Genomic DNA, 16548 nt, shown 5'->3' on the forward strand with positions numbered 1-16548 from the left:
CGGGTCTCTGCCCGCGAAGAGGCCCTCACCGAAACCCTTCAGTAAAAGGCCTCCCCTTCAATCGGCATTGAAACGATCACGGCTGTTGCTCAAATGCAGCCACATCGCCGCCCGCGCGGCGTCGGCATCCTGCTTGCGAATGGCCTGGTAGATCGCTTCATGCTCGAGGTTCGCCAACTGCCCCAGCTGGGACAGATCGGCATCGCCCTTCTCCAGCGCGTTGAGCCGAGTGCGCGGAATCATCGCATCGCCCAGGTGCTGCATGATGTCGGTGAAATACGTATTGCCGGTCGCCTCGGCAATCAGCAGGTGAAAGCGTTTGTCTTCCTCCACGCAACTGTCGTTGTTGGCCAGCGAGCGTTGATAGTCATCCAGCGCCTTGCGCATGCGTTCCAGTTGAGCGTCGCTGCGACGCTTGGCCGCCAAAGCCGCCGCCTGGGTTTCCAGGCCCAGGCGCAATTCCAGGATGCCGCGTACGCTGAGCGCCGTATCGACGTTCAAGCGCAGGCCATGGGCCGGCTCGCGCTGCAACACGAAGGTGCCGACGCCATGCCGGGCCTCCACCAGCCCGGACGCCTGCAAGCGTGATAAAGCTTCGCGCACCACGGTCCTGCTGACCCCGTGCTCGGCCACGATGGCGCCCTCCGACGGCAGTTTGGCCCCTGGCGCCAAGGTGCCCAGGCGGATCTGCTGGCTCAAGGCCTCGACCAGCACATGGGCCAGGCTGTTGGGTCGCTTGGACATCGATGAGCCCCCCTCGAGGAAAAGTCCGATCATACCTTGGGTGTATCACTCAGGCATTGCGCGGGGCTCGGTACGGGTTTCGCGGAATGACCATCGACATCGCCACCTGCTCGCCAAGATGTATGACAACGACGGATGGCATGCTTAAAGCCTGCATAAGCGTTGAGTTTTAATGATGCTGAGTTGTATGATGTCTGCCGACCGAGCGCACAGCTGCCGATCGATCCACACACTACCCGCATAAAAACAATCAGTGGGAGATTTGAATTGTGAGCAATTCAAACGTTGCAACCGGCGATGCCGTCCTGGCCCGCGCCGTCTCGAAAGTGAAGCGTCACGTACTTCCGCTGTTCGTCATCATGTTCATCGTCAACTACATCGATCGGGTCAACATCGGCTTCGTGCGCACGCACCTGGAGCATGACCTGGGCATCGGTGCGGCAGCCTACGGATTCGGCGCCGGATTGTTCTTTATCGGCTATGCCCTGTTCGAAGTGCCGTCCAACATGCTGTTGCAGAAAGTCGGCGCACGGGTCTGGCTGACGCGGATCATGTTCACCTGGGGCATCGTCGCGACGATGATGGCGTTCATTCAGAACGAAACCCATTTCTACATCCTGCGCTTTCTGCTGGGGATCGCCGAAGCCGGTTTCTTCCCGGGGGTGATCTACTACTTCACCCGCTGGTTGCCTGGGGTCGAGCGTGGCAAGGCGATTGCGATTTTCCTCAGCGGTTCGGCCCTGGCCTCGCTGATTTCCGGGCCACTGGCCGGTGCCCTGTTGCAGATCGAAGGGCTGGGCATGCACGGCTGGCAGTGGATGTTCCTGATCGAAGGCCTGGCCTCGGTGCTGTTGTGCTTCTTCGTCTGGTTCTGGCTGGATTCCAAGGTTCACGACGCCAAATGGCTGACCCAGGAAGAGAAAGACACGCTGGTGGGCGAGATTGACCGCGAACAGCGCGAACGTGATGCCATGCACACCGTCAAGCCTACCTTAGGCACGCTGCTCAGGGATCGCCAGATCCTGCTGTTCTGCCTGATCTACTTCTGCATCCAGCTGACCATCTATGCGGCGACCTTCTGGCTGCCCAGCATCATCAAGAAAATGGGCGGCCTGGACGACCTGCAGGTGGGCTTCCTCAATTCCATACCCTGGCTGATCTCGATCATTGCCATGTACGGCTTCGCAGCCCTGTCCGGCAAGTTCAAGTTCCAGCAGGCATGGGTGGCCACGGCCTTGCTGATCGCCGCCGCCGGGATGTTCATGTCGACCACCGGTGGGCCGGTGTTCGCCTTCGTCGCCGTGTGTTTCGCCGCGATCGGTTTCAAGTCGGCCTCGTCGCTGTTCTGGCCGATTCCCCAGGCGTACCTGGATGCACGCATCGCTGCGGCGGTGATCGCCCTGGTCAACTCGGTGGGCAACCTGGGTGGCTTCGTCGCACCGGCCACCTTCGGCTTTCTGGAGCAGAGCACGGGCTCCATTCAGGGCGGGCTGTACGGCCTGGCCGGTACCTCGGTGCTGGCCGCGATCGTGGTGTTCTTCGCGCGCACCCAGCCCAAGCCCGGCAAGCCTGCCAATGGCCTGGCCGAACCCGCGCAGGCCCGGCCGCTCTGACGGGCACGCCGGCCTGCACTGTTTTCGCCAGGCCCATGCGGCGCCTGGCGTGGATTCAATGACAAGGACAACAACATGGAGAAGGAAAACAATATGACCGCGCACAACGCTCCTGTCGTCACCAGCCTGCAAGTCATCCCGGTTGCCGGGCACGACAGCATGCTGCTCAATCTCAGCGGCGCCCACGGCCCGTTCTTCACCCGCAACATCGTGATTCTCAAGGACAGCGCGGGTAACACCGGTGTTGGCGAGGTGCCCGGGGGCGAGCGCATTCGCGAAACCCTGGAAGACGCCCGCAGCCTGGTGGTGGGCCAGCCCATCGGCCAGTACCAGCAGATCCTCAACCGCATGCGCACCACCTTCGCCGCCCGTGACAGCGCCGGCCGCGGCCTGCAGACCTTCGACCTGCGCATCACCATTCATGCCGTGACGGCCATGGAAGCGGCCCTGCTCGACCTGCTCGGGCAGTTTCTCGAGGTGCCGGTGGCGGCGCTGCTGGGTGAAGGCCAGCAGCGCGACGCCGTGAAGATGCTGGGCTACCTGTTCTACGTCGGTGATCGTGGCCAGACCGACCTGGCCTACCGCAGCGAGCCGGACGCCGGCGACGACTGGAGCCGCCTGCGCCATGAAAAGGCAATGACCCCCGAGGCGGTAGTGCGATTGGCCGAAGCGGCCAAGGCCAAGTACGGCTTCAATGACTTCAAGCTCAAAGGTGGCGTGCTGCGCGGTGCCGAAGAAATCGAGGCGGTGACCGCACTGGCCGAGCGCTTCCCCGAGGCGCGCATCACCCTGGACCCCAACGGTGCCTGGTCATTGAAGGAGGCGATCGGCCTGTGCCGTGACCAGCACCATGTGCTGGCCTACGCTGAGGACCCATGCGGCGCGGAGAACGGCTATTCGGGGCGTGAAGTCATGGCCGAGTTCCGCCGTGCCACGGGCCTGCCCACCGCCACCAACATGATTGCCACCGATTGGCGCGAGATGGGCCATGCCATTCAGCTGCAGTCGGTGGACATCCCGCTGGCCGACCCGCATTTCTGGACCATGCAGGGGTCGGTGCGGGTGGCGCAGATGTGCAACGACTGGGGGCTGACCTGGGGCTCGCACTCCAACAATCATTTCGACATTTCCCTGGCCATGTTCACCCAGGTAGCGGCGGCGGCGCCGGGTGAGATCACCGCGATCGACACGCACTGGATCTGGCAGGACGGCCAGCGTCTGACCAAAGAGCCGCTGCAGATCGTCGATGGCTTCGTCAAGGTGCCGGCCAAACCGGGCCTGGGCGTGGACATCGACATGGACGAAGTGGCCAAGGCCCACGAGCTGTACAAGGCCAAAGGCCTCGGCGCGCGCGATGACGGCATCGCCATGCAATACCTGATCTCGGGTTGGCAGTTCGACAACAAGCGTCCCTGCCTGGTGCGTTGAACCGCCAGCTGCACCGTATGCCCTCATGACGCGGCTTGCGCCGCTGCTACAGCCGACACCGGAGCGGCTTGCACCGTGGTTGCGGATCGCATGATCCCTGTAGCAGCGGCGCGAGCCGCGTCGGCGGTCCATGTGGTGCATCTGGGAGAACGCGGTGACGCCCGACGCGGCTCGCGCCGCTGCTACAGGGACCGCGTGCTCCTGTAACACCGTTCATCGTCTCGACAACCCTCATCCCCGCGCAATAGACGCCTCGATTCAGGTTCAGTTAAGTTTTCACCGGTAGGGTTAGTGACAAATGACTCACGAGTCATAATCCTGTGTGAATCGTCTCATCCAGCCATGAGCTGTGGGAATTTTTACCCGGTAAACTGGGAACCATCTCAAATCCAGCAAGAGGATGAATCATGAGCGACAAGGATCCTACACCGAGCCATGCCGATACGGCTGAAGCCTCCCTGAAGCAGATCGTCGACGGCTTCCTGCATTTCCATCATGACGTCTTCCCCCAGCAACAGGAATTGTTCAAGAAGCTTGCCACTGCGCAAGCGCCACGGGCCATGTTCATCACCTGTGCAGACTCGCGAATCGTCCCTGAACTGATCACCCAAAGCTCCCCCGGCGACCTGTTCGTCACCCGCAACGTCGGTAACGTCGTACCGCCCTACGGGCAAATGAACGGCGGCGTTTCCACAGCGCTGGAATACGCCATCCTGGCGCTGGGCGTGCAGCACGTCATCGTCTGCGGCCACTCCGACTGTGGCGCCATGCGTGCCGTGCTCAACCCGGCTTCGCTGGAAAAGATGCCAACGGTCAAGGCCTGGCTGCGCCATTCGGAAGTGGCCCGCACGGTCGTCGAAGACAACTGCAACTGCGCCAACGAAGCCGAAAGCATGAAAGTGCTGACCGAAGAAAACGTCATCTCCCAGCTGCAGCACCTGCGCACGCACCCATCGGTAGCCTCGCGCATGGCCAGCGGCCAGTTGTTCATCCACGGTTGGATCTACAACATCGAAACCAGCGAGATCAAGGCCTACGACGCGGAACAGGACTGCTTCCGTCCCCTCGACAGAATGACCACGACCCCGAGCGCGACGCCCAAGGGCCGGTTCTAGGTAGCCGCGTCATTCGTATGACAGGGCCCGTCTGGCCGTAATCTGTCGACAGCACACCTCATCGTTCGCTTGCCGAATCCACCTGTACCCAGCCGCGTTGGCTGGGCTGCAGGGGATTGGGCAGGCACGCTGCTGCCTGTCGAAAAGTGCGGCCCGGCTCGCCTGAATGCTTGCAGGAGATTGAACGTGAATATTGCACAGATGAAAGCAGTGTTGCCGCGCGAGTTGCTCGCCTCGGTCGTGGTGTTTCTGGTTGCGCTGCCGTTGTGCATGGGTATCGCCATCGCCTCGGGAATGCCGCCTTCCAAAGGCCTGATCACCGGCATCATCGGCGGTATCGTGGTCGGATTCCTGGCCGGGTCGCCGTTGCAGGTCAGTGGTCCCGCCGCCGGCCTGGCGGTGTTGGTCTTCGAGCTGGTTCGCCAGCATGGCATGGCCATGCTCGGGCCGATCCTGCTGCTGGCCGGCCTGCTGCAACTGTTGGCCGGGCGCTTCAAGCTCGGCTGCTGGTTCCGCGTCACCGCACCGGCAGTGGTCTACGGCATGCTCGCCGGCATCGGCGTACTGATCGTGCTGTCCCAGGTGCATGTAATGCTCGACCGGGCGCCGCAACCCTCGGGCTTGAGCAACCTGATCGAATTTCCCGCCGTGGTCGGCCAGGCCATCCCCAGCATCGGTGGCGGGCTGGGCTGGCAGGCTGGCTTGCTGGGCCTGCTGACCATTGCCGTGATGTATGCGTGGGAAAAGCTGCGCCCGCAAAAACTGCGCTTCGTGCCCGGTGCCTTGCTCGGTGTGGGCCTGGCGACGGGCCTCAGCCTGTTCTTCGCGATGCCGGTCAAGCGTGTCGAAGTGCCGGCGAACCTGGCGGAAGCCATCGACTGGCTGCGCCCGGCAGACCTGCTCAACCTGGCCGATCCTGCCCTGCTCATCGCCGCGATCGCCGTGGCCTTCATCGCCAGTGCCGAAACCCTGCTCTCGGCAGCAGCGGTCGACCGCATGCACAACGGCCAGCGTTCGGATTTCGACCGCGAGCTGTCGGCACAAGGTGTAGGCAACATGCTCTGCGGCATTCTGGGCGCACTGCCCATGACCGGCGTGATCGTGCGCAGCTCGGCCAATGTCCAGGCCGGCGCACAGACACGCATGTCGGCGATCCTGCACGGTGTCTGGCTGCTGGGGTTCGTTGTTCTGCTGTCCAGCCTGCTGCAAAGCATCCCGGTCGCTAGCCTGGCGGGCGTGCTGGTCTTCACCGGCGTCAAGCTGGTCGACTTCAAGGCCTTCAAGGGCCTGGGCCGCTACGGCCGGATGCCGATGTTCACCTACGCGGCCACGGCGCTGGCAATCGTCTTCACCGACCTGCTCACCGGTGTGCTGCTGGGTTTCGCCCTGACCTTGCTGAAGCTGGCCTTCAAGGCGGCACGTCTGAAGATCACCCTGATCGACCAGGCACCGGGTGAAGTGGAACTGCGCATGGTGGGCTCGGCGACCTTTCTCAAGGTACCCGCCCTGACCAAAGCCCTGGCGAGTATTCCGGAGGGTACGACCGTGCATGTGCCACTGGCCGGGTTGAACTACATCGACCACTCGTGCCTGGAACTGCTGGAAGACTGGGGTCGGGCCAACCAGAGCAAGGGCTCACGGATGGTCATCGAAAGCCGCGGGCTGAAGCGGCGTATCGAGGGTCGGCTGCGCACCACGGCAGGCTTCGGCAGCTAGCACGACCGCGCAGACCGGCTGCACGGGGCCTGGCGACGACCGCTCGCCAGGCCCCGTGCAGGCCCTCAGGAACTGGCTGAGTTCAGGTCCAGGCCAATACCCAGGCGCCGCGACATGCACGGCCATTGCTGCCACGCCGCGCCGGTTTCAGGGCTGATCAGCTTGTCGCGATAGGCCAGCACCGACGGCAGCTCGAAGCGCTCGTCACAGAGCATCTGAGCCATCGAGTGATGCACGACTTCATCCAGCTGGTTGGCGAACGTTTCACCGATCAACTGGTGAGCGATCAGGTTGGCCACGGTCATGTCCAGCGGTATCAGTGGCTGGCCCAGGTGGCGGATGTACAGGTCGTTCACTTCCTCGACCAGGCGATGCGCCAGGTAGGCTTCGTCGAGCAGGCCATCCAGCCCCTCCTGGCCGGCCACAATTCCGGGCGGACGCAGAAAATACTCCTCGGCTATCTTCAGTACCGGTTTGATCTGCGACTCGATTCCGGCCTTGCCGGCGACTTCGCTGGCCGCATCGAGCAACTGCGGGACTTCCTCGATGTAGGCGCTGACGAAGCGCCACAAAGCGACACCACCGCCCTCGGCCAGGTCGATGGCCGGGTGCAGCTGCGGCAACTGTTTTTCCAGGCGTTGATGCAGGTGGCCGGTAGCGGCCTCGTGTTCGGTTGCACGTTGAATCTGCTCGCGCAATGCGGCGGTGTTCATGAAGGCTCCAGGCGAGTGTCACGCAAGTGAAGTGGGAACGATAGCTGGCCCATCGGGAAGGCTAAGACGCATTTGTCATAATCAGGACACATTTCATAACGGCGCTTGACCACTACCCTCGCTGCGGCTCGCCTGATAACGTCGCCTCCTCCAACGTCTCTCGATCCCAGGCTCATGACCCGAACGCAGAAAATCGTGTTTACCCTTGCCGGCGCCCTTGCCCTGCTGATCGGGCTGAGCGTTCATCACCTGCTCAGTGGACAGCGTCAACCCGACCGCGCCGGGTTGGTCGATGCGGGCATCATCCTGTTGGCGCAAAGCCGCGCGATGCCTGCCCTGCACATGACCGACGAGAACGGATCGGTGGTCGACCTGACCCGGCTGCAGGGTAAATGGTCGCTGCTGTTCTTCGGCTACACGTTCTGCCCGGATATCTGCCCCACCACGCTGGCCAACCTGCGCGATGTGCAGAACCAGCTACCGGACGCCACGCGCGAGCGCCTGCAAGTGGTGCTGATCAGCGTCGACCCGCACCGCGACACGCCCGAGCGGCTCAAGCAATACCTGGGTTATTTCAAGGCGGGATTCCAGGGGTGGGTGGCGCCGGTCGACACTCTGCAGACACTGGCCAGGGCCATCAGCATTCCATTCATCGCGGCCGACACGCGCAAGCCCAATTACCTGGTGGAGCACAGTGCCAACCTGGCGTTGATCGGGCCGGATGGGCGCCAGCGTGGGTTCATCCGCGGGCCGATCGACAATGCCAAGATGATCGCCCAGCTTCCAGGGCTGGTCGCGGGCGATTGAGGGACGCGCCGGTCAAGCCGTCACGGGCTCAGAAGGCCGGCAATACTGCACCCTTGTACTTCTCGGTGATGAACTGCTTGAGCTCGGGGCTGTGCAGCGCGGCTGCCAGCTTCTGCATGGCCGGCGCATCCTTGTTGTCGGGGCGTGCCACCAGGATGTTCACGTACGGCGAATCGCTGCCTTCGATGAACAGCGCGTCCTTGGACGGATCTAGCTTGGCTTCCAGGGCATAGTTGGTGTTGATCAGGGCCAGGTCGACCTGGGTCAGCACGCGCGGGATGGTCGCTGCCTCCAGCTCGCGGATCTTCAAGCCCTTGGGGTTCTCGACGATGTCCTTGGTGGTCGCCAGGATGTTGCTCTGGTCCTTGAGGCGGATCAGCCCGTACTTCTGCAACAGCAGCAGCGCGCGGCCGCCGTTGGTGGCGTCGTTGGGCACCACTACGTTGGCGCCGTTGCCCAACTCGTCGAGGGTCTTGATCTTGCTGGAATAGGCGCCCAGCGGCTCCAGATGGACGCCGGTCACGGCGACCAGGTCGGTACCCTTGCCCTTGTTGAATTCATCCAGGTAAGGCTGGTGCTGGAAGAAATTCGCGTCCATGGCTTTCTGCGCCACCTGGACGTTGGGCTGGATGTAGTCGGTGAACACCTTGATGTTGAGGTCCACGCCCTGTTCGGCCAACTGCGGCTTGACGAACTCGAGAATCTCCGCGTGAGGCACTGCAGTGGCTGCCACGCTCAGGGTTTCGTTGGCTTGGGCGGACAGTGCAGCGACGGCGGCCATGGCGGCCAGTAGTCTTTTCATCTTCGGTTTCCTTGTCGGCCCCTGCGGGCCTGACTGTGAACTATTTACCAGGCATGAATGAGGTGCGAGGCATGAATCATTTGCGCGAGAAATGCACGACCAGACGGTCGCCGAGCATCTGCAGCAATTGGACCATCAGAATCAGAATGATCACCGTGACGTACATCACGTTGTCCTGAAAGCGCTGGTAGCCGTAGCGAATCGCCAGGTCGCCCAGGCCTCCGGCGCCCACCACACCGGCCATCGCGGTGTACGACACCAAAGTGATGGTCGTCACGGTGATGGCCGCGATGATCCCCGGCATGGCCTCGGGCACCAGCGCCCGGGTGATGATCTGCCGCGTCGTGGCGCCCATGGCCTGGGTCGCCTCGATGATGCCGCGGTCGACCTCGCGCAGCGCGGTTTCCACCAGGCGGGCAAAGAATGGCACGGTGCCGATGACCAGTGGCGGAATTGCACCGGCCACCCCCAGCGAGGTGCCTACCAACACCACCGTGGCCGGGATGAGCAGGATGATCAGAATGATGAACGGCAGCGAGCGGACCACGTTGACGATGAACGAAAGCACCGCGTACAAGCGTGGCTTTTCGAACATCTGCCGTGGGCTGGTGAGGAACAGCACGACACCCAGCGGCAGCCCCAGAAGGATGGTGAACAGCAGCGAGGTGCCGAGCATCACCAGCGTATCCAGGGTGGCCTGCCAGATTTCGCTCCAGTCGACACTGGCGAAGAAGTTGATCAGGTCCATCAGCGCAGCACCTCCATGTGAACGTCGGCTGCGGTGAAGCGAGCGAAGGCCGCTTCCATGTCGCCGCCGGTGATAGCCAGGGTCAACTGGCCATAGGGGGTGTCCTTGATGCGGTCGATACGACCGGCCAGGATGCTGTAGTCGACACCGGTCTCGCGTGCCACCGTACCCAGCAGCGGCGCATAGGTGGCCTCGCCCTGGAACGTCAGGCGCACGATCCGCCCCGCCACATGGGCGAAGTCGCTGCGCTGCTCGTTCTCGTCGACCTGCTCGTCTTCCTGGACGAAGCGACGCGTGGTTGGATGTTGCGGGTGCAGAAACACGTCGGCCACCGTGCCTTGCTCGACGATGCGCCCGGCGTCCATCACCGCAACCTGGTCGCAGACCCGGCGAATCACGTCCATTTCATGGGTGATCAGCACGATGGTCAATTGCAGTTCGCGGTTGATCTCGGCCAGCAACTGCAATACCGAGGCCGTGGTCTGCGGGTCCAGCGCGCTGGTGGCCTCGTCGCAGAGCAGGATCTTCGGGTTGGTCGACAGGGCGCGGGCGATGCCGACGCGCTGCTTCTGTCCGCCCGACAGCTGCGCCGGGTATTTGCGTGCGTGGTCGGACAAGCCCACCCGCTCGAGCAACTGGGCCACGCGCTGGTCGATTTCCTTGCGCGACAGACGGCCGGCCAGGTTCAGCGGCATCGCCACGTTGTCGGCGACGGTCTTGGACGCCAGCAGATTGAAATGCTGGAAGATCATGCCGACCTGTTGCCGGAAACCGCGCAGGGCGTCGGCGTCGAAGGCAGTGACGTCTTCACCGTCGACGATGATGGTGCCGCCGCTGGGGTTCTCCAGGCGGTTGATCAGGCGCAGCAGCGTGCTTTTGCCCGCGCCCGAGTGGCCGATGAGGCCGAACACCTGGCCTGCCGGCACCGTGAGCCGGGTGGGGTGCAGCGCGGGAATTTCCCTACCGGCCACGCGGTAGGTCTTGTGGACATCTTGGAACTCGATCACGTAGCGAACCTTGTGGGGCGCATGAATGGGGGCAGCGGGTAGCCGGGCGCGCATTTTAGCCCAGGCATGCCGTGGCATTTAGCATTTATTTTCGCGGCGACCTGCGATTTGGCAATAACGCGACTAAAGGCTCGCCCACCCACCGTTCGCGAAAAAAAAGGAACGTCCACGCAATTCGTCCGGTCACTTGCTGAGTATCCCTGGCCCATGCCTGCCGTGATCAGGTGAGGGTACTTATCAGAGTCCGTCCACGGACTGCCGTGAACCAAGGAGTTAAGGCCCGATGAGCAACAAGACCCCCCCTACCGGCAAGAGCGAAGCCGCTGGCACCGATACCCTGGATCGCCAGAACACCAACGCCAAGCTCGAATCGCTCGAGCAGTTCCGTGCCGATGGCACCGGACAGGCGCTGCGCACCAACCATGGCGTGAAAATCAGCGACAACCAGAACACCCTCAAGGCTGGCCCGCGCGGCCCGTCGCTGCTCGAAGACTTCATCATGCGTGAGAAAATCACGCACTTCGACCACGAACGCATCCCGGAGCGTATCGTCCACGCCCGCGGCACCGCGGCCCACGGTTTCTTCGAAACCTACGAAGACCACTCGGCGCTGACCAAGGCCGGCTTCCTGCGCGACCCGTCGAAAAAGACCCCGGTCTTCGTGCGCTTTTCCACTGTACAGGGCCCGCGTGGCTCGGGCGATACCGTGCGCGACGTGCGTGGTTTTGCGGTCAAGCTGTACACCGACGAAGGCAACTTCGACCTGGTCGGCAACAACATGCCGATCTTCTTCATCCAGGACGCGATCAAGTTCCCCGACTTCGTCCACGCGGTGAAGCCTGAGCCGCACAACGAGATCCCGACCGGCGGCTCCGCCCACGACACCTTCTGGGACTTCGTCTCGTTGGTGCCTGAGTCGGCGCACATGGTGCTGTGGACCATGTCCGACCGCGCCATCCCGAAAAGCCTGCGCACCATGCAGGGCTTCGGTATCCATACCTTCCGCTTCGTCAATGGCGAGGGCAAAGGCACATTCGTCAAGTTCCACTGGAAGCCCAAGTTCGGTACCTGCTCGCTGGTCTGGGACGAGGCGCAGAAACTGGCCGGCAAGGACACCGATTTCCACCGCCGTGACCTGTGGGAATCCATCGAGATGGGCGACTACCCGGAATGGGAACTGGGCGTGCAGATCGTGCCGGAAGAAGACGAGCACAAGTTCGAATTCGACCTGCTCGACCCGACCAAGATCATTCCCGAAGAGTTGGTCCCGGTCACTCCACTGGGCCGCATGGTGCTGGATCGCAATCCGGACAACTACTTCGCCGAAACCGAACAGGTCGCGTTCTGCCCGGGCCACATCGTGCCTGGCATCGACTTCAGCAACGACCCACTGCTGCAGGGCCGTCTGTTCTCCTACACCGATACCCAGATCAGCCGCCTCGGTGGGCCGAACTTCCACGAGATCCCGATCAACCGTCCGATTGCGCCGAACCACAACGGTCAGCGTGATGCCCAGCATCGCACCCGTATCGACAAGGGCCGTGCTTCCTACGAGCCGAACTCGATCGACGGCGGCTGGCCGAAGGAAACCCCATCGGCACCGATCGACGGCGGCTTCGAGACCTATCCCGAGCGTGTCGATGCGCACAAGGTCCGCGAGCGCAGCGAATCGTTCTCCGACCACTTCTCCCAGGCCACGCTGTTCTTCAACAGCATGAGCCATGCCGAGAAAGAGCACATCATCGCGGCCTACAGCTTCGAGTTGGGCAAGGTCGAGCGCGAGTACATCCGTGCCCGTCAGGTCAACGAGATTCTGGCCAACATCGATCTGGAACTGGCTTCGCGCGTTGCGGCCAACCTGGGTCTGCCGGCGCCTACCAAGGGCACCGTATCGGTCAAGCCTTCCTCGCTGAAGGAATCGCCTGCGCTGAGCCAGATGAACCTGTTGTCCGGCGACATCAAGAGCCGCAAGGTCGCCATTCTGGTTGCCAACGGCGTGGACGGCAATGCAGTCGCTGCGTTGCAGAAGGCGCTCAAGGCCGAAGGCGCGCATGCCAAGGTGCTGGGCCCTACCAGCGCACCGGTCAAGACGGCCGATGGCAAGACCCTGGCCGTCGACGCGTCCCAGGAGGGCCTGCCTTCGGTGGCCTTCGACGCAGTGTGGGTGCCGGGCGGTGCCGATTCGATCAAGGCGCTGAGCGCCGATGGCGTGGCATTGCACTACCTGCTCGAGGCCTACAAGCACCTCAAGGCAATCGGTATCAGCAAGGATGGCAAGGCGCTGCTCGAAGCGCTGCGCCTGAAGGAAGATGCCGGGCTGCTGGTGGGTGACGATGACAGCACCATCAAGGCGTTCATCGCCGCCATCGCCAAGCACCGCGTGTGGGATCGCGAGCCGGCCGCCAAAGCCATTCCGGCTTAACGGCGCGGTATAAGCACCACTTGGGTCGGTTGTCCGTGGACCACACGGCGACCGACCTTCAGTTGCATCTCTGGCAACTGTTCGCTGACGCGCTGCTTGAGCAGCGCTTCCAGCCGGCGATACTCGCCCGGTTGGGCCACCTGAATGATCACATCGCATTGGTAATGAACGACGTCCGTCGCGATGTCGTGCATCTGTGCGCGCAGCTGCGGCGCGCTGTACATCTTCAACGGCACCGCTGAAACGCTGGCGTTCGGATCCAGCACGAGGGCCTTGGGCCTGGCTTCGGCAGCTTTCAGGGCGGCTTCGGCTTTCTCCAGTTCAGACTTGCGCGCCTGGGCGATGGCGCCGTTGACGCCACCGGTGAGCGCCGGTGCCTGGGGCATCAGCACGCGGGCGCGGCCCAGCGCAGTGGCGGCAGCGTTGACGTCACCCTTCTGCAGCATCACCTGGCTGCGCTGCAGGTAGGCTTCGGCCAGCTGCCGCTGCGCCTCGGTGAGGCGTGGATCCTGCGGTGCCTGCGCCTGCAGCTTGACCAGCTGATCCTCGGCCGTGGCCAGTTCGCTGCTGGCAATGTTTGTTTCCAGCTGCTGCCAAGCATCCGGACCCGCATCAGCGGCGTGGTCGGCTGGTGAGGTCTGGCAAGCGGTCAACACCAGGGAAAGTGTGGCAAGTAGCAGGTAACGGGAGACGAACGGCTTCATTGCTACGACTCTCTGTTTGCCCAAAAAACGGCCAAGTCTACACCGTGGGGGTGTCGGCGAAAATATGGACGCCGAAAATCGCTAGAGCCACGACTCTTTGGCCGAAGCAAGCGGGGTCTGTGCCGTGTCCAGACACCGCTTTGTGATACAGTGAATACAGGTATTACACAGGAGCCCTCGACATGGCAACTTCCATTCGCCTTGCCCCTGAAACCGAGCAGCGTCTCGATTTCCTGGCGAGCAGCACTGGGCGGACCAAAGCCTATTACTTGCGTCAAATCATCGACAATGGCCTGAGTGACCTTGAGGACTACTACCTTGCGGCGGAAGTACTGGAGCGGGTTCGCAAAGGTCGGGAAACCGTGCATTCGGCAGCGGACGTAAGGAAAGACCTTGGCCTGGACGATTGATTACACCGATACGGCCAGAACCCAGTTACGCAAACTCGACAAACAGACAGCCAGGCGCATCCTCGACTTCATGGACGAGCGCATTGGCGGTCGGGATGACCCGCGCAGCACGGGCAAAGCGCTGACGGGTCCGCTGGGCGGTTTGTGGCGATATCGGATTGAAGATTTCCAAGTGGTTTGCGATATCCAGGACGGAGCCCTGCGAGTGCTGGTCGTACAGCTGGGCAATCGACGCGAGGTGTACAGATAACAGCGACTCGCGCCGGCCACTCCACTACCGCTTGGGCAACGCAAAACTCAGCAAAAACAACAGCGCCGCACTGACCACGATCGAAGGCCCGGCCGGCGTGTCCTTGAACCACGACAACGCCAGCCCGGCACATACCGCGATCACCCCCAGCACACTGGCACCCAGCGCCATCTGCTCGGGGGAGCGCGCATGCCGCTGTGCGGCTGCCGCCGGGATGATCAGCAATGAGGTGATCAGCAACACCCCGACGATCTTCATTGCCACCGCGATCACCACCGCAATCAGCAGCATCAAGGCCATGCGCAGGCCCGCCACGGGCAGTCCTTCGATCCGTGCCAGCTCTTCGTGAACGGTGATTGCCAGCAACGGCCGCCACAGGGCGATCAACAGCGCGAGCACGGCCACACTGCCACCGATGATCCAATACAAATCGGTCGGACTGATCGCCAGCAGATCACCAAACAGATAACCCATCAGGTCGATGCGCACGTCGTGCATGAAGCTCAGCACCACCAGACCCAACGACAGGGTGCTGGGCGCGAGAATCCCCAACAGGGTGTCCGAGGCCAGCGGCTGGCGTTGCTGCAGGGTCACCAGTAGTATCGCCAGCAGCAGGCAGCCTACCGTGACCGCCAGTGCCGGGCTGATGTCGAGCACGAAGCCCAGGGCCACGCCCAGCAAGGCCGCGTGGGACAAGGTGTCGCCGAAATACGCCATGCGCCGCCACACCACGAACGAGCCCAGCGGTCCCGCCACCACTGCCAGGGAAAGCCCCGCCAGCAAGGCATACAGTAAAAAATCAGCCATGCTTGCAGCTGTCTCCGTGTACATGAGTGTCACTGACCACGCTGCCGTGCAGGTCATGGGCATGGTCGTGATGGTGGTGATAGATGGCCAGGCTGGGAGCGTGGCTGCCGAACAGCTCGACGAATGCCGGATCACCGCTGACCTGTGCAGGGTGCCCGGAGCAGCACACATGCCGGTTCAGGCAGACCACCTGGTCGGTGGTGCTCATGACCAGGTGCAGGTCGTGGGAAACCATCAGCACACCGCAGCCGTGGCGTTCGCGCAGGCGCGTGATCAGGGCATACAGTTCGGCCTGGCCGGCCACGTCGACGCCTTGCACCGGCTCGTCGAGCACCAGCAGTTCCGGCTCGCGCAACAGTGCCCGGGCCAGCAGCACCCGCTGCATCTCACCGCCGGACACCGTCTGGATCGGGCTGTCGATGGTCTGCGCGGCGCCTACTTCTTCCAGCGCCGCCAGAGCGCGGGCACGGTCCACACCCGGCACCAGGCGCAAAAAGCGCAGGACCGACAGCGGCAGGGTGGGATCCACGTGCAGCTTCTGCGGCATGTAGCCGATGCGCAGTCGCGGCTTGCGCCACACGCTGCCCGAATCGGGCTTGAGCAACCCGAGCACGGCACGCACCAGGGTGGTCTTGCCGGCGCCATTGGGGCCGATCAACGTCACGATTTCGCCGGGCTGCACGCACAAGTGGATGTCATCGAGCACCCGCTGGCCGGCGAATGCCACCGTGACCTGGTCCAGGCGGATCAATGCTTCGCTCATCACGCCCCCTGACAGGCCGCGCACAGGCCGACCACTTCCACGGTTTGCCCCTCGACGACGAAGCCGACACCCAGGGCGCTTTCGACGATGGCGTCGCTGATGGTCTTGTGCTCCAGCTCCACGGCCACGTGGCAGGCGCGGCAGATCAGGAACTGGCCCTGATGCGCATGCTCGGGATGGTTGCAGCCAATGAAGGCGTTGAGCGAGGCAATGCGGTGCACCAGGTTGTTGTCGAGCAGAAAATCCAGGGCGCGGTAGACCGTGGGGGGCGCCGCGCGGCGGCCGTCCTGTTCGCTGAGCACGGCGAGGATATCGTAGGCACCCAGTGGCTTGTGGCTTTGCCAGACCAGTTCCAACACGCGACGACGCAAGGCGGTCAGGCGCAGGCCCTGTTTCAGGCACAAGGCATCGGCTTCGCTCAGCGCGTGGTGCACGCAATGTGAGTGGTCGTGGGGACGGCTGGCCAGCGGTGTTTTGGACATGAGCGGCGACGAATTCT

General features: G+C 62.9%; 17 protein-coding genes. 8 read left to right on the plus strand and 9 right to left on the minus strand.

All coding sequences use genetic code 11. The features are described 5' to 3' along the window. Window positions 1–57: 57 nt before the first annotated feature. Window positions 58–744 carry a FadR/GntR family transcriptional regulator gene (locus ONG87_RS00240; RefSeq protein WP_185794595.1) on the minus strand — a complete coding sequence of 229 codons (687 nt, stop codon included), beginning with the start codon at window positions 742–744 and terminating at the stop codon, window positions 58–60. Window positions 745–1013: 269 nt separating this feature from the next. On the opposite strand from ONG87_RS00240, the gene ONG87_RS00245 reads away from it, so the two are divergent. The 4 genes from ONG87_RS00245 (at window position 1014) to ONG87_RS00260 (ending at window position 6616) form a co-directional block, all read left to right on the plus strand. Then, entirely contained in the window at window positions 1014–2357 is a 1344-nt protein-coding gene (locus ONG87_RS00245; RefSeq protein WP_122480083.1) for an MFS transporter, read from the plus strand. 93 nt (window positions 2358–2450) lie between these two features. Next, the gene (gene gudD, locus ONG87_RS00250; RefSeq protein ID WP_244647050.1) at window positions 2451–3785 is read left to right on the plus strand and encodes a glucarate dehydratase; all 1335 of its coding nucleotides are present in this window, start codon (window positions 2451–2453) and stop codon (window positions 3783–3785) included. A gap of 407 nt (window positions 3786–4192) precedes the next feature. After that, window positions 4193–4900: a carbonic anhydrase gene (locus ONG87_RS00255; RefSeq protein WP_043191935.1), complete on the plus strand. Its 708-nt coding sequence runs from the start codon at window positions 4193–4195 to the stop codon at window positions 4898–4900. A 186-nt stretch (window positions 4901–5086) separates the two neighbouring features. After that, window positions 5087–6616 (plus strand): SulP family inorganic anion transporter, encoded by a 1530-nt coding sequence (locus ONG87_RS00260; RefSeq protein ID WP_122480085.1) that lies wholly within the window; start codon window positions 5087–5089, stop codon window positions 6614–6616. A 65-nt stretch (window positions 6617–6681) separates the two neighbouring features. On the opposite strand, the gene ONG87_RS00265 is transcribed toward ONG87_RS00260, so the two are convergent. Further along, window positions 6682–7329, minus strand: a complete 648-nt coding sequence (locus ONG87_RS00265; protein WP_192055216.1) for a hypothetical protein — start codon at window positions 7327–7329, stop codon at window positions 6682–6684. Between the two features lie 174 nt (window positions 7330–7503). On the opposite strand from ONG87_RS00265, the gene ONG87_RS00270 reads away from it, so the two are divergent. Continuing rightward, a complete protein-coding gene (locus ONG87_RS00270; protein WP_192055218.1) occupies window positions 7504–8136 on the plus strand; it encodes an SCO family protein in 633 nt (210 codons plus the stop codon). 28 nt (window positions 8137–8164) lie between these two features. Here the strand turns inward: ONG87_RS00270 and ONG87_RS00275 are convergent, their stop codons facing one another. The 3 genes from ONG87_RS00275 to ONG87_RS00285 all read right to left on the minus strand — a co-directional run bounded on the left by ONG87_RS00275 (window position 8165) and on the right by ONG87_RS00285 (window position 10693). Further along, window positions 8165–8938: a MetQ/NlpA family ABC transporter substrate-binding protein gene (locus ONG87_RS00275; RefSeq protein WP_264382003.1), complete on the minus strand. Its 774-nt coding sequence runs from the start codon at window positions 8936–8938 to the stop codon at window positions 8165–8167. 76 nt (window positions 8939–9014) lie between these two features. Further along, window positions 9015–9686, minus strand: coding sequence for a methionine ABC transporter permease (locus tag ONG87_RS00280; protein ID WP_122480089.1), 672 nt, complete (start codon window positions 9684–9686; stop codon window positions 9015–9017). After that, window positions 9686–10693, minus strand: a complete 1008-nt coding sequence (locus ONG87_RS00285; protein WP_192055222.1) for a methionine ABC transporter ATP-binding protein — start codon at window positions 10691–10693, stop codon at window positions 9686–9688. Before ONG87_RS00285 ends, ONG87_RS00280 begins: the two co-directional genes overlap by 1 nt. A 283-nt stretch (window positions 10694–10976) precedes the next feature. On the opposite strand from ONG87_RS00285, the gene katE reads away from it, so the two are divergent. Further along, entirely contained in the window at window positions 10977–13115 is a 2139-nt protein-coding gene (gene katE / locus ONG87_RS00290) for a catalase HPII (RefSeq protein WP_185794590.1), read from the plus strand. Here katE and ONG87_RS00295 read toward each other — a convergent pair. Next, window positions 13112–13819, minus strand: coding sequence for a PA5502 family lipoprotein (locus ONG87_RS00295; RefSeq protein ID WP_192055224.1), 708 nt, complete (start codon window positions 13817–13819; stop codon window positions 13112–13114). The genes katE and ONG87_RS00295 overlap by 4 nt on opposite strands. Before the next feature lie 182 nt (window positions 13820–14001). On the opposite strand from ONG87_RS00295, the gene ONG87_RS00300 reads away from it, so the two are divergent. Both ONG87_RS00300 and ONG87_RS00305 read left to right on the plus strand, forming a co-directional pair. Beyond that, on the plus strand, window positions 14002–14229 hold the full coding sequence (locus tag ONG87_RS00300; RefSeq protein ID WP_264382004.1) for a CopG family transcriptional regulator: 228 nt from the start codon (window positions 14002–14004) through the stop codon (window positions 14227–14229). Next, entirely contained in the window at window positions 14213–14479 is a 267-nt protein-coding gene (locus ONG87_RS00305; RefSeq protein ID WP_264382005.1) for a type II toxin-antitoxin system RelE/ParE family toxin, read from the plus strand. Before ONG87_RS00300 ends, ONG87_RS00305 begins: the two co-directional genes overlap by 17 nt. Window positions 14480–14503: 24 nt before the next feature. Here the strand turns inward: ONG87_RS00305 and znuB are convergent, their stop codons facing one another. The 3 genes from znuB to ONG87_RS00320 are packed head-to-tail and all read right to left on the minus strand — an operon-like array spanning window position 14504 to window position 16531. Beyond that, window positions 14504–15286: a zinc ABC transporter permease subunit ZnuB gene (gene znuB, locus ONG87_RS00310; RefSeq protein WP_122480093.1), complete on the minus strand. Its 783-nt coding sequence runs from the start codon at window positions 15284–15286 to the stop codon at window positions 14504–14506. Then, window positions 15279–16049 carry a zinc ABC transporter ATP-binding protein ZnuC gene (gene znuC, locus ONG87_RS00315; RefSeq protein WP_122480094.1) on the minus strand — a complete coding sequence of 257 codons (771 nt, stop codon included), beginning with the start codon at window positions 16047–16049 and terminating at the stop codon, window positions 15279–15281. Before znuC ends, znuB begins: the two co-directional genes overlap by 8 nt. Further along, window positions 16049–16531, minus strand: a complete 483-nt coding sequence (locus ONG87_RS00320; RefSeq protein WP_122480095.1) for a Fur family transcriptional regulator — start codon at window positions 16529–16531, stop codon at window positions 16049–16051. The genes znuC and ONG87_RS00320 overlap by 1 nt, the downstream gene beginning before the upstream one ends. Window positions 16532–16548: the final 17 nt, after the last annotated feature.

This window comes from Pseudomonas sp. MM227, assembly GCF_947090715.1.
In the GTDB taxonomy this organism is placed as follows: domain Bacteria; phylum Pseudomonadota; class Gammaproteobacteria; order Pseudomonadales; family Pseudomonadaceae; genus Aquipseudomonas; species Aquipseudomonas baltica.

What these genes read in the sequence shown, in the direction of transcription:
- ONG87_RS00240 (WP_185794595.1), bottom strand. Translation starts at nt 744, where the DNA reads ATGTCCAAGCGACCCAACAGCCTGGCCCATGTGCTGGTCGAGGCCTTG.
- gudD (WP_244647050.1), top strand. Translation starts at nt 2,451, where the DNA reads ATGACCGCGCACAACGCTCCTGTCGTCACCAGCCTGCAAGTCATCCCG.
- ONG87_RS00255 (WP_043191935.1), top strand. Translation starts at nt 4,193, where the DNA reads ATGAGCGACAAGGATCCTACACCGAGCCATGCCGATACGGCTGAAGCC.
- ONG87_RS00265 (WP_192055216.1), bottom strand. Translation starts at nt 7,329, where the DNA reads ATGAACACCGCCGCATTGCGCGAGCAGATTCAACGTGCAACCGAACAC.
- ONG87_RS00270 (WP_192055218.1), top strand. Translation starts at nt 7,504, where the DNA reads ATGACCCGAACGCAGAAAATCGTGTTTACCCTTGCCGGCGCCCTTGCC.
- ONG87_RS00275 (WP_264382003.1), bottom strand. Translation starts at nt 8,938, where the DNA reads ATGAAAAGACTACTGGCCGCCATGGCCGCCGTCGCTGCACTGTCCGCC.
- ONG87_RS00280 (WP_122480089.1), bottom strand. Translation starts at nt 9,686, where the DNA reads ATGGACCTGATCAACTTCTTCGCCAGTGTCGACTGGAGCGAAATCTGG.
- katE (WP_185794590.1), top strand. Translation starts at nt 10,977, where the DNA reads ATGAGCAACAAGACCCCCCCTACCGGCAAGAGCGAAGCCGCTGGCACC.
- ONG87_RS00295 (WP_192055224.1), bottom strand. Translation starts at nt 13,819, where the DNA reads ATGAAGCCGTTCGTCTCCCGTTACCTGCTACTTGCCACACTTTCCCTG.
- ONG87_RS00300 (WP_264382004.1), top strand. Translation starts at nt 14,002, where the DNA reads ATGGCAACTTCCATTCGCCTTGCCCCTGAAACCGAGCAGCGTCTCGAT.
- znuB (WP_122480093.1), bottom strand. Translation starts at nt 15,286, where the DNA reads ATGGCTGATTTTTTACTGTATGCCTTGCTGGCGGGGCTTTCCCTGGCA.
- znuC (WP_122480094.1), bottom strand. Translation starts at nt 16,049, where the DNA reads ATGAGCGAAGCATTGATCCGCCTGGACCAGGTCACGGTGGCATTCGCC.
- ONG87_RS00320 (WP_122480095.1), bottom strand. Translation starts at nt 16,531, where the DNA reads ATGTCCAAAACACCGCTGGCCAGCCGTCCCCACGACCACTCACATTGC.